This is a genomic window from Rhodococcus sp. IEGM 27 (genome assembly GCF_033142305.1).
Lineage (GTDB): Bacteria > Actinomycetota > Actinomycetes > Mycobacteriales > Mycobacteriaceae > Rhodococcus_F > Rhodococcus_F oxybenzonivorans.
In genome coordinates, this window is record NZ_JAWLSG010000008.1 from 139,720 (window position 1) to 151,757 (window position 12,038).

Sequence of the window (12,038 nt, forward strand, 5' to 3'; positions counted from 1 at the left end):
TCCGATAACCGTTCCGATGGGGGCCCTATAGAGGGCCCCTCCATCGGAATATCCGGCTCTGGAGCCTGGCGGAACAGAGCTCTTTACGGCTCCGGCCGGCCCGTGGGGCGGTGGCCTCCGTAACCGGGACGCGCCCACTGGGCTGGGCGGCGGATACCAGTCCCGGCTACGGCGTTCCCGGACCCCATCACCAAACCACCACGAGAGGACACCACCATGACGAACACGAACCGAGCGGCGGACGCCGCAGTCCGAGAACTGTTGTGTGACAAACACGGGGCCAGGTACCACCGTGGCAGGTCTGGAATCGACTTCTACCGTCTCCGGCCCGCGCCGGAGATGTACCCGGGCCTGGTGCTGACAGTCGAGGTCCACCTCGTGGGGAGCGTGACGACGTTCATCGTCATGAATCGGGACGAGGCCATGCCGACACCGGACGGGGCGGCGGAGTGGCTTACGGCCAATGTCCACCCGTTCATGGAGCCCTGGCTCCAGCACACGCGCCGGGGAAGTCCAGTCCCGTCCGGCGGGTGGACCGATGCCATGTTCGTCCTCACCTCGGACGCGGTGGACCTCCTGGCGCTCTGGATTCCGAAAGAGTTCGGGTGGGCGGAGGAGGAGGCGCGGAAGCTCACGGCCCTCGTGGAGTCGGACCAGGCGGGGGAGAACGCGGAGGCGGTGGCGTGACAGGCCGCCCGTCCCCATGGAAGGACAGGACGCCCTGGCCCCGCGAGGACACCACCAAACGTGGCCGGGACGAGGCGGCGGCTGCCGCGCTCCTCGTTGCCCGCGACGTCCCGCCTCCATGCTCGCGGGCTCCTCACCTGTTCGATGGGCTCCACTCCAGTGAGCGGGTCCGGGAAGCGGCGGAGCGATGGCAGGAGGCGGAGGCCCTCTGTAAGGATTGCCCGCTCCTGGAGGACTGCCAGGTGGTGGCAGACGGGTTCACAGGCGTGGCCGCGGGCGGTATCTACGGCATCCGTTCCGTGCCCAACGGCACGCCGCCGTCCCGGATGCACGCGGCACGACGTCGGGCCTCATGACCGGCCAGGGGGTGGGGGCCTCCAAATCGCTCCAGCCTGGGGCGATGGACACCGGCCGGGCAACTGCGCACGCGCGTGCTCAGATCAAACAATCAGGCTTTGACTACCCTTCCGGCGAAATCCGTTCTAAATCAACACTATTGGGATAGCGCTCCATTCGGCCCGCCGCCGGCCGGAGGTAAAGGCCCAGTTCACACCCTGAAAATGCTACGAAAGGAACGAAAATCATGACTAACACTGAGAGCACGCTCAACGAGGCCCGCCGTCTGGCGGCGCTCCTCGTCATGGCCACCGTGGAAAACGACGCGGAGGCCCAACAGGAGACGATGGACGAGGCGTACGCCTCCATTGGGCTCCCGGCCCTCGTGGCCGGTCTCACAGAAGGGCTGGCGGAGCTCCTCGTAGGCACGCTGGGCCCGGAGGGAGCGGTGGCCAACCTCAACATGGCCGTGAACGCCGCGGAGATGAACCGATGACGTGGGACGTGGCGGTGGCCGCGATAGCCGGACCGGGACTCCCCGGCTTCCATCTGGGGGAACGCTTCCAGGCGGAGCTGAGAGCCGCCCCGGAGCCATACGGGACGACGCCCGACCAGCTCTACGTGGCGGAGCGGGTCATCTGGGACCCGTGGGAGAGCCACTGGATATGGGCTCCCGCCCTGGCCAGGGACGGATACGGGAAGGCTTATCGGAACGGCAAGGACCGGATGGCCCACCGCGCCGCCTATGAGGCGTTCCGCGGGTCAATTCCGGACGGGATGACTCTGGATCACCTCTGTGAGCGCCGGTCATGTGTCAATCCGTGGCACACGGAGCCGGTCACCAATCGCGAGAACATTCGGAGGGGGCGGAGGTCCGACACGTCCGAAACGTGCGGAGCGGGCCACCCGTGGGCAGAGTTCGCACGATGGCAAACGTTGGCCAACGGGAATAGTTACCGGAAGTGTCGAGAATGTCACCGCCTCCGCGACAGAGACCTATTCAGAGGGGCCCCTCTGACGGTTCCCAAAAGGGTGGCCGATACCCACTGTTCTAGTGGTCACGAGCTGGACGAGGCGAACGCCTACCTCAACCCGGATGACGGAGTGATTCGGTGCCGCACGTGCCAACGGGGGAACGAGTCTCGCTCTAAGTCAGCCCGCCGCCTCGAGGAGCTCACGTACCGCGCCGCTCTCCTGGACCGGCTGGCCGTGACAGAGGGTAGTCCGCGGGTAGCCTAATCCCGCTCCTGCCCAACGGGTTCCGGCCGGCGGTCCGGTATTGTGGGCGGCGGAAGTAACCCGCCGCCCCGTGAGTGTCCGTCTGGAGACGTCCGGGCCAGCATTCCGGGGCGGTGGGTCCCTTCCCAAGGCCAGCGATTGGTGGGCCGTCCCCGGTGGCTATCTCCGGCGGGCCATACACCTCGTCCGCTTTGAGTCGATGAAGTCACTCACTCGAAACGGAGTATTCCCATGAGTACCAACAAGATTGAAGCTCTCCGCAAGACCGCCGTAGCGGCCACCGAACGGGCCAAGGCCGCCATGGCGAAGGCCAAGGCGGAAGGCCGGGAGATGACGGCCAGCGAGAACGCCGCCTACAAGGCCGCCATGGACGAGGGTCACGAGGCCCTCGAGCAGATCAAGACACTCAAGGCGGACCAGGCTCTCCAGGACCAGGCCAGGGCCCTCGAGGCGGAGATTGGCGCTCCCGCCGGTAGTAGTGGCGGGGCTCCGGGAGCCAAGCGGCGGGGCCTGCCCATCACCCGGAAGGCAGGAGCGTCCCGGGTTGCCGCCAAGCTGGCGGAGAAGATGACCCAGACCGGCTCCGCGGACAGCCAGAAGGCCCTGGCCCCGTCCGGCGCGGTGGTCACCGGGACCCCGATGGACGCCGCGGTCCAGTCTCTGGCGGACCCGGGCGTGTCCATTCTGGACGCGCTCTACTCCATCCCCAACTCCACTCCCACCTACCGCTACCTCCGCCAGACCGCCCGCGACAACAACGCCGCGGTGGTCCCGGTCGGAGGCACCAAGCCCACCTCCGTCTACGGCATGGAACAGGTGGACGGGGAGCTCAAGATCGTGGCCCACCTTTCGGAGGGCATCCACGAGTACTGGCTCCGGGACAGCGCCAGCGTTCAGCAGTTCGTGGAGACGGAGATGTTCCAGGGCCTCCTCCACGCCATTGAGAACGAGGTGGTCAACGGAGACGGGATCGGGGAGCGCTTCACCGGCCTGTTGACGGTCTCGGGAAGCCAGACCCAGGCGTTCGCCACGGACGCCATCACCACTGTCCGTAAGGCGATCACCAAGCTCGAGGCCCAGGGACACGCCGCGGGGCTCATCATCCTCAACCCGGCGGACTGGGAGACCATCGAACTGTCCCGGACCGACACCGCCGGCCAACTGGAGATGACAGCCTCCCCGGTGGACCGCGCGGCCCGCCGCCTCTGGTCAACCCAGGTGGTCCCCTCCACGGCGGTGGCGGCGGGAACGGGCATCGTCCTGGACACCACGGCGGTGGCGCTCCGGACGGACTCCGCCGTGGACCTGCGGTGGTCGGAGTCGGATGGCTTGTTCGAGAAGAACGAGCTCCGGGCTCGTATCGAGACCCGCGCGGAGCTCGACGTCTACCAGCCGCTCGGCATTGTGGTCACGGACGTGGCCGCCGCGTAACAAGCCCCCGGCCCGCGTTTCCTCTGTTGCGCGCGGGGCCGGGAGGGTCCCGTTCCGGCTTAGCGTGGTGGCAAGGCCGGTCCTGAGAGCGGGAGCCGAGAACGCCCCGTCCTGGTTGAGCCCCAGGGCGGGGCGTTCTCGTGTAACAGCCGTCAATCCGGGAGCGCTACACCAAGTAGGCCGGGGAGGCAGAGGAGGCGTTCCATGATGATGCCTGGCTACGAGTGGCTCTATTGGTTGGTCGCATGGTGGCAGTCCGTGACGTGACGGACACGAGGAGGCCCCGCCCGGAATGCTCCGGAGCGGGGCCTCTCTATGTGTGGGGCGGTGGTTACTCGGAGGGGGCCAGCTCGTCCGCCTTGGCCATCAACTCGTCCACGGTCTCCGCAATCTCGACGGGAATGTGGGGCGGAATGAAGAGGACCACCTCATTGACCGCCACGTCCACGGTAATCCGGGTCTGGAGGGCCTTCTCCACAATCTCGTCCAGCTTGTGCTCCACGCCCAGGAGGGCTCCCACGAGGAGGGTCTCCCGCTCCGCGCCCCCATCCATCGGGGACTTGGTGGAGACACGGACGTACTGGCCGATGTGGGCGGCGGTGAGGTCCGCCGGGTCAATCAGATGTTTTGCCATGGGGAGACCGTAGCCGCGGTGGCCGACAAAGAACCGTGACGCGGACGTGTCACCGACAAACGGGACGGGCCTGGCGGCCCGTGCTGTTCCGGACCGAACGGAGCACCCAAGGGTGCCGGTGTCGAATCCCCTCCCCCAAGGTCGCCCGGTAACCATGCCCCGATATACCGTCTCGGCCAACACTTCTAGCCCGTCCTCCTCGAGGACGAGCTGGGCTGGACCGCCACGTTCCGGGCCCTGGAGCTCGTAGCGGTGCCGCGTGCCGTTCACGCGGACGATGGTGACTCCCGGTCCCTCTTGGTTCCCAGCGGAGAGGGCAGCAACGCCGCCGCCCCGGATGGGGCGGAGATTGCACGGACCCGGACCGGGCGGCCCCAATAGGGCCTTTCACCTGGGCCGGAGCGCTCTCCATACCCAGGCAATAGAACTGCACCTGCTCGGCCGAATGAGTGGCGGCGAGCGACATGATCACCGTTCGGATCGCCGTCGATTTCCCCGACTGCGGGCCACCGACCACCGCCATGTTTCCGGTGGAACCGGACAGGTCCACCACAAGCAGGTCCCGCCGCTGATCGTAGGGCCTGTCGATGATCCCGATCGGTGCACGCAGCGCACTGAGCGCCGGGACTGGTTCGGTGAGTATCGACCTCGGCAGCAGCGCGTCGAGAGTCGGTGCCGCGTCGAGCGGGGGAAGCCACACCTCGTGCGCTCTCGAACCGCGGTTGCGGATGCGTTCGACGACGACGTCGATGGTCGTCCGAGTTTCCGCATGTTCCTCGTTGATGTCGAGGGAGAACGGTTCTTCCGGTATGTCGACGACGTCGACGGCGACGGGGGCGGCGGTGAAAATTTTCGGGCGCAGCTCGACGGGCGCCTCGCCCGGCCGTCGGACGCTGTCGACGTGACCGCCCTCGTAGGTTCCCGACACGTAAGAGGCCTGGAAGCGCACGATTTCGGCCGAGTCACACTTGAGGTAACCGGCGCCGGGAGTGGCGGGCAGATGATAGGCGTCCGGGACACCGAGCACTGTGCGCGATTCGTTGGCGGAGAATGTCTTGAGCCCGATCCGGTACGAGAGGTGGCTGTCGAGACCGCGAAGCTTCCCTTCCTCGAGTCGCTGGCTCGCCAGGAGCAGGTGGATGTGCAGCGATCGACCGAGTCGTCCTATGGCCACGAAGAGATCAGCGAATTCGGGCTGCTGACTGAGCAATTCCGAGAATTCGTCGACCACGATGAAGAGCGCCGGCAGCGGGTCGAGGTCTGCGCCTGCCTGACGCGCCTTTTCGTAGTCGGTGACGTTGGCGAAGTTTCCGGCCGAGCGCAGCAATTCCTGCCGGCGATTCATCTCCCCGGCCAGCGCGTCGCGCATTCTGTCGACCATGGCCAGTTCTTCGGCAAGGTTGGTGATCACCGCGGCGACGTGGGGAGCCTCCTCGAGGCCGAGGAAGGTGGCGCCACCTTTGAAATCGACCAGTACGAGGTTGAGTGCATCGGGCGAATGAGTAGCGATGAGACCCAGCACCAGCGTTCGGAGGAACTCGGACTTTCCCGATCCGGTAGCTCCGATGCACAGCCCATGAGGCCCCATGCCGTTTTCCGCGGACTCTTTGAGGTCGATCTCGACCGGATTCCCGTCGACTCCTACGCCGATAGGGACGCGTAAGCGGGCGCGACCCTGCCGGGGCAGCCACGCGTGATCGGGGTTGAGCCGGCCGACGTCGCCGACACCGAGCATTTGGCTCCATGTCTGTGCGGGTTGATCGTCGTCTCCCGTGTCGACCGATGTGTGCGACGTCGTACGGTACGGCGCGAGGCGACGCGCAAGAGTTTCCGCCTGATGCGCGCTGACGAGGTCGGCCGTCGCGAACATCTCGACACCGGTACCGCTGCGGGCCCCGAGCGACCCGTCCTGTGCCACCAGCTGGAGACCGCGGGTGGCCGTCAACCGCGGGCAGAATCCGGCGATGTCGAGGACGGTCACCGAATCCACTCCCCCGTCGGTGATCATGCCCGACTCGCCTTCGAGGATTCCGCCGTCGATGACGAGGACGAACTGGGGCACGCCCGGAGCAGCCGGAGCATTGCGGGAGAAGCGATTCCGCATGGCCAGCTGCGGGCCGAGCGCGGACTCGAGTTCGAGAATCGATCCGTAGATCATCCGGGAAGAACCCACGCCGTCGGAGGAATCCGGGTGCTGGGCGTGCGGCAGCCACTTCGCCCAGTCCCACTCGTGTTGGGTGTCGGGACCGCACACGACCGCGACGAGCAGGTTGTCGGGACCGTGGAAGGCGCACAACTGCATGAGCATCGACCGGACCAGGGAACGGGCCGCCCCACGCTCACCCTCGACGGAGATGGCGGCGAACCCCCGCAACGAGACTGCGGTGGGCAACTCCTGGACCACCGAGTGCGCGCGGACGAATCGGCGAAGAGACACGGCGGCAACGGGTTCGAGATCTTCCACCGGGCCCGTTTCAGGCGCGATGAGACGAGTGGCGAGCCGCTGACTGCCCCGCCCCACGCGCACATGACAATAGTCCGGGTCGGTGACACGGCGCTCCCACATGCGGGCCGTTCCCGCGATGGTCCAGAGCAGGCCGGGTTCGGGATGGCTCCAGTCGAGCGCCTTGCGCTGTTGCTCGCCGGTCTCGGCGACATCACGCCGTAATTGATCGAGGTAGCGCAGGTAGTCCTTGCGGTCTTCGTTCGCTTCCGCTGCCTTGGGACCGCTGCGACCGCCACCCGCCAGCATGCCGAGCATCGAGACCATCATCATGAGGGGGAACAGCATCGACATGGGGTTGCGAGCCATACCCGACGTGAACATCAACGCCATCATGCCGACCATCGCGACGACCATCACGAGCGGGAGAAGCTTTGTGAGCAGATTTCCCGGGACCAATCTCGGGATTTCCGGCGGAGCCTGCAGACTCACCTCGCCGCCCGGAATACGCGGAACTTCTCGCCGCGCTTTACGCACGAAGCGAATAGTGCTCACTGCCCGTCCCCCCATGACGCCAACCGACCCGAACCGTGCATCAGATCCGATCCGGAACTTCCGGTTGCCCCCCTGGGCTCGGCCCGCGAAGTCAGAGATTAACCCATTCCGAGGGATCCGGCATACAGGAGGCATTTTCGCCGGATGCCCACTGGAGGCTGCGGCCCGGCTCACGTAGTGTTCCCGTGATCGAATCGGACGACGGCCTCCGAGTGGTCGTCGATCAGTGCCGTAACGACGCAGGGTGGGATGTGCGTCGCAAAGTGGGGGGAAATCGTATTGTCCATCGCCCATGACGAGTCGCGCGCGTCCGCGCCGTCCACGCGTCCGAGTGCCGCAGCAGACCTGTGCCGGATCACCGTGCTCTCGACCCATTCACAGGTCGACATGGCGGTGCCGTTCGGTGTTCCGATCGCCATCCTCGTTCCGGGGATCGTCGACACGATCCGCAGCCATCGCAGCACCAATGACTTCGACGATTCACTCGAGCAGTACGAACCGAGCGAGTGGGTTCTCGCGAAAATCGGTCAGTCCCCGCTCTCGACCACGCTGACGTTGCACGAGCACGGTATTCGCGACGGCGACCTCCTGGTCCTGCAGAGTGTGCAGGACAGTGCCCCGCCGCCCCTGTTCGACGACATCATGTACAACGTCGCCATCGCCGATGCCGATGCGGACCGCGAATGGACGCGCGGCTCCGCACGGGTCGTCGGTTCGGCCGCCGCCGGGCTCGGAACGGTGATCGGCTCGTTCGCGCTGCTGTGGTCCGAATCCGGGACGGACGGGTTCGTCGGTGCAGGTTGCGCACTGACATCGGCCCTCCTCTTCCTCGTCGCCGGTGCGGTCACCGGCCGCATCTACGGTGACGCAGCCAGTTCCGTCGTTCTCAGCGGGTGCGCCGTTCCGCCGGCCTTCGCCGCCGGGATGCTCTTCGTCCCCGGCGACTTGACCGCTGCCCACCTGCTCCTCGGGCTCGCACTGTCGGGCACCACCGCGGTCCTCGCGCTGCGACTCGGTGGTGTGGGGCTGAGAGTCTTCACGGCTCTGGCGGTAGCCTCCCTGTTCGGCACCCTCGCCGCGTTGGTATCGGCGACGACCGACACCGCAGCGCCCGCGGTGGCCGCCGGCGTCGTCGCCGCCGCATTGACAGGGCTCGCCTCATCGGCTCGCGTGGCGATACTGCTGGCGAAGCTGCCACTGCCGCCTGTTCCCGCACCGGGTACCTCGGTCGATCCTTCCGAGGACGATCCGGACGACGAGACCACGATGCCGTCGTTCGATTCCCTTGCCCAACGCGCCACACGTGCGCGCAGGTATCTCACCGGACTCGTCACCGCCATGACCATCCTCGCGGTCAGCGGCGCACTCCTGGCCGCCCAGCCCACCCTGCACGGCGAGATCTACTGGCCCGGTTTGTGTCTGGCCGTTGCAACCGCGACCGTCCTGATGTTCCGGGGACGCACCTACAGCAGCGCCGAGCAGGCCGTTCCGCTGATCGGCGGCGGCGTGACGATCCTCGTACTGCTGCTCACCGCAGCTGCGGTCGCCGTCCCCGACTACGCGATAGTTCTGTTCGCCGTGGCAATGCTGTTCGCAGCGGGCGGGCTGGTCCTCGGCATCATCGCCCCGCGGCAGACGTTCTCGCCCGTCATGCGACGCGTCGCCGAATTGATCGACCTCGCCCTGATCACGTCGATCATCCCGCTGGTGTGCTGGGTGACCGGCCTCTACTCGCTGATGCGCGGGCTGTGATGCGGCGGCTGGGTCGCCTGGTTCTGGCCACCGCGGTGGTGGCCCTCATCGCAGCACTGGGTGAAGGCAACGCCGTGGCAGTGGTACCCGCACCCATCGACGTGGGACTGGTTCCGCCGAAGGACGGCACCAAAGTGGAGAAGCGAAGACCGTGCAAAGATGCCGTACGGGTGCCCGATGGTCCGGAAGTCCCGGTGGCTCAGCGGGACCTCGATTTTCGTTCGGTGTGGCCGATCAGTCGGGGCGCCGGGCAGCTCGTCGCGGTCATCGACACCGGGGTGGCGCGGCATCCGCGACTTCCCGGTCTCGTCGATGGTGGTGACCTGGTCGGGACCGAGACCGGGACAACCGACTGTGACGCTCACGGAACGCTCGTCGCAGGCCTCATCGCCGCACGACAGGTTCCCGGGTCCGGTTTCTCCGGCGGCGCTCCGGACTCCCGCATCCTCGCAATCCGGCAATCGAGCAGTGCCTACAGTCCCGCAGGGCAGACCGATCAGGTCGACAACGCCGGCAACTCGGTCGGTGGATACGGCAACGTCGCGACCATGGCCGCCGCTGTCCGGCGCGCCGCCGACATGGGTGCCAACGTCATCAACATCTCCGAAGTCGCCTGCAAGACTGCGGCAGAAGGAATCGGCGGCGGCGACCGCTATCTCGGCGCAGCCGTCAAATATGCGGCGACGGTGAAGGACGTCGTGGTGGTTGCTGCCGCGGGCAACTATGGATCCGCGGAATGCAAGATTCAGAATCCGGCGGCCGACCCGCTCCGACCCGGAGCCGACCTGTGGGATTCGGTGAGCACCATCGCCAGCCCGGCGTGGTACGACGACTACGTCCTGACCGTCGGGTCGGTCGAGTCCGACGGTCGGGTGAGTGACTTCAGCCTCGCGGGCCCCTGGGTCGACGTCGCGGCCCCGGGATCGGGCCTTACCTCACTGCATCCGACGACGGGCGATCTGACGAATACCGTGTACAGCGCTCAGGGAAGCGCAGAACCCGTCAACGGCACCAGCTTCGCGGCCCCCTATGTCTCGGCCACCGTCGCCCTGGTTCGCTCCAGGTTTCCTCAATTGTCGGCCCAGCAGGTCATCGCGCGTATCGAGGCCACGGCGCATGCGCCCGCGGAAGGGTGGAATCCGTTTGTCGGGCACGGCGTCATCGACCCGCTCGCAGCCGTATCTGCGAATGTTCCGACGGGCGGCGCAGCAACCGACGGCGCCGCACGCTCGGTCCCCCTGGAGGCCCTTCCTGCAGTTACTCAGCCCGATCACCGCCCTCGCGATGTCGCGTTGGTAGCGGTCGGCTCGCTCGCTGCACTGCTCACCCTCGGAGTGCTGGCGTCATTCCCACTCAGGCGGAAATTGCAGTCCGCGACGCAGCACCGAAGCTGACTCGTTCTCCGAGTCAACCCGGGCCGACGCGAATGTGCGTCGGCCCGAGTTGGCAGTTCGGTGTTTCAGTTCGAACCGGAGGCGACTGCGGCCGGGTCCGGGTCGGGCGCCACCCCGTCGTGTGCGACGAGCGCGGAGGACTTCGCGAGCGTGGGGCCCGGCGCGAGGAGTCCGAGTATCTGCCACGGAGCGAGCGGCGGCTCGGCTGTCACCCCCAGTGCTTTCGCGGCGTCTGCGTCGGGAACGCCGAACCGTACTCCGGTGTCAGCCACGAAGAACGTGCTGTCTCGCCGGGTGCTGTGGGGTTCGATACCGGTCGCTTGCACGAATCCCCCCGAACCGGGTTCGACGTAGACGAAATCGGCACTGTCCCCGCCGCCGTCCGCCTGCGCCAGCTTCACCGTGTGCGCACCATCGGGGATGGGGAGACTACGTCCTGCAATAAGGGACAACTCGGCGGCCGGACCACTCGCTGCGGTCTCGTCCTGTCCGCGCAAAGGTTTCCAGATCAGGCAACTCACCGGACTCGAGATGGCGTCGACGATCTCGGGTGCCGACTCCGGGAAGCTCGACACGGCGATCTGCTCCACCGAAGGAATTCGGTTGGTGGCGTCCGGCGAGACACTCGACATCTCGATATCCCCGTGCGAATCCGAAAGGAAGATGAGGTTTGCCACAGCGGAACTGATCTTCTGAATTCCGTCCCGCAACACGACGTAGTGGGTGGTTTCCGATCCGATCACTACCTGGAACACCGACCCGATCACTTTGTCGCGCAGAGTAAACCGTGGCTGGCTCCCTGCTCCCGGGATGCTGGGCGCGACCAGCGGCGGCACTTCGGGAACCGCGTTGACGAATCCGAGGCTTACCGGTCGTGGCGTGGCATTCTCGAGGCCGAGGGCACGGGTGATCGCAGGGTCGTGCAGGTCGATCTTCGCGCGGGTGCCGTTATACATCAGATAGGCGGCGTCCGAGGTGGACACCAGCAGCGCCTGGTCGCGGGCGAGGCCTCCCCCGCCCTCGATCGGGTCCGGCTCACCGACCACTACGGAGGTCGTGACCGCACGATGTCCGTCCGCCCCGACCGAGTCGCATACGGCCCACGGTGTCTTTGCTGCTGCGTCACCCGGCGGGAGCGCCGACGGCGCACCGGGGATTCCGACCAGCGCCCCGCGGGGCCGAGTGTCGATCTCCGATTCTTTGACGATTACCGGCTTCTCGGCCTGCCCCACAATGAGGCGGGCAGACGACAGATTGAGCACCGGGCGCAGCGTGTCCCCCATGACCACGAACATCGCACCGGAATCCTTGCCGACGACGATGGACGCGTCACCGATTTTGTCCTGGGGCCGGAACAGCGCCAGCGCTGCACACCCCGCGAGTCCTAGCGAGGCGATCACCACCCCCACCGCGAGTGCGCGCGACTGTGACCGCATAGGGTCGTGCAACATTCGTACGTCACGCCGCACCAGTGCGTGTTCCATCCGTCTGACCAGAAAGCGATACCCGTTGACCTGCCACCGAGTGGTGGGTGTTACAGCCATTGTTCCTCCCCCGTGCTGCACAG

The 12,038-nt window shown here is 66.6% G+C and carries 9 protein-coding genes and 1 pseudogene; 7 read left to right on the plus strand and 3 right to left on the minus strand.

Going from position 1 to position 12,038, the window contains the following annotated elements; translation table 11 throughout:
- Window positions 1–216 precede the first annotated feature (216 nt).
- From R4P95_RS25285 to R4P95_RS25300, 5 genes are all read left to right on the plus strand, one after another.
- Window positions 217–687, plus strand: a complete 471-nt coding sequence (locus R4P95_RS25285) for a hypothetical protein (RefSeq protein ID WP_317746921.1) — start codon at window positions 217–219, stop codon at window positions 685–687.
- Window positions 684–1,043 carry a hypothetical protein gene (locus tag R4P95_RS25290; RefSeq protein WP_317746922.1) on the plus strand — a complete coding sequence of 120 codons (360 nt, stop codon included), beginning with the start codon at window positions 684–686 and terminating at the stop codon, window positions 1,041–1,043. Before R4P95_RS25285 ends, R4P95_RS25290 begins: the two co-directional genes overlap by 4 nt.
- 227 nt (window positions 1,044–1,270) lie before the next feature.
- Window positions 1,271–1,519 (plus strand): hypothetical protein, encoded by a 249-nt coding sequence (locus R4P95_RS25295; RefSeq protein WP_317746923.1) that lies wholly within the window; start codon window positions 1,271–1,273, stop codon window positions 1,517–1,519.
- A 230-nt stretch (window positions 1,520–1,749) separates the two neighbouring features.
- Window positions 1,750–2,262 carry an HNH endonuclease signature motif containing protein gene (locus R4P95_RS33665; protein WP_397517792.1) on the plus strand — a complete coding sequence of 171 codons (513 nt, stop codon included), beginning with the start codon at window positions 1,750–1,752 and terminating at the stop codon, window positions 2,260–2,262.
- 231 nt (window positions 2,263–2,493) lie between these two features.
- Window positions 2,494–3,693, plus strand: a complete 1,200-nt coding sequence (locus tag R4P95_RS25300; RefSeq protein ID WP_317746924.1) for a phage major capsid protein — start codon at window positions 2,494–2,496, stop codon at window positions 3,691–3,693.
- 331 nt (window positions 3,694–4,024) lie between these two features.
- Here the strand turns inward: R4P95_RS25300 and R4P95_RS25305 are convergent, their stop codons facing one another.
- On the minus strand, window positions 4,025–4,327 hold the full coding sequence (locus tag R4P95_RS25305; protein ID WP_317746925.1) for a hypothetical protein: 303 nt from the start codon (window positions 4,325–4,327) through the stop codon (window positions 4,025–4,027).
- Between the two features lie 352 nt (window positions 4,328–4,679).
- A pseudogene (eccCa, locus tag R4P95_RS25310) lies at window positions 4,680–7,325 on the minus strand (type VII secretion protein EccCa); the annotation flags it as partial.
- Window positions 7,326–7,604: 279 nt separating this feature from the next.
- Here eccCa and eccD point away from each other — a divergent pair.
- Together eccD and mycP are read left to right on the plus strand one after the other, a co-directional pair.
- On the plus strand, window positions 7,605–9,077 hold the full coding sequence (gene eccD / locus R4P95_RS25315) for a type VII secretion integral membrane protein EccD (protein ID WP_213577179.1): 1,473 nt from the start codon (window positions 7,605–7,607) through the stop codon (window positions 9,075–9,077).
- On the plus strand, window positions 9,074–10,471 hold the full coding sequence (gene mycP / locus R4P95_RS25320; RefSeq protein WP_213577832.1) for a type VII secretion-associated serine protease mycosin: 1,398 nt from the start codon (window positions 9,074–9,076) through the stop codon (window positions 10,469–10,471). The genes eccD and mycP overlap by 4 nt, the downstream gene beginning before the upstream one ends.
- Before the next feature lie 65 nt (window positions 10,472–10,536).
- Here the strand turns inward: mycP and eccB are convergent, their stop codons facing one another.
- Window positions 10,537–12,015, minus strand: a complete 1,479-nt coding sequence (gene eccB, locus R4P95_RS25325; RefSeq protein ID WP_213577178.1) for a type VII secretion protein EccB — start codon at window positions 12,013–12,015, stop codon at window positions 10,537–10,539.
- Between the last annotated feature and the right edge of the window lie 23 nt (window positions 12,016–12,038).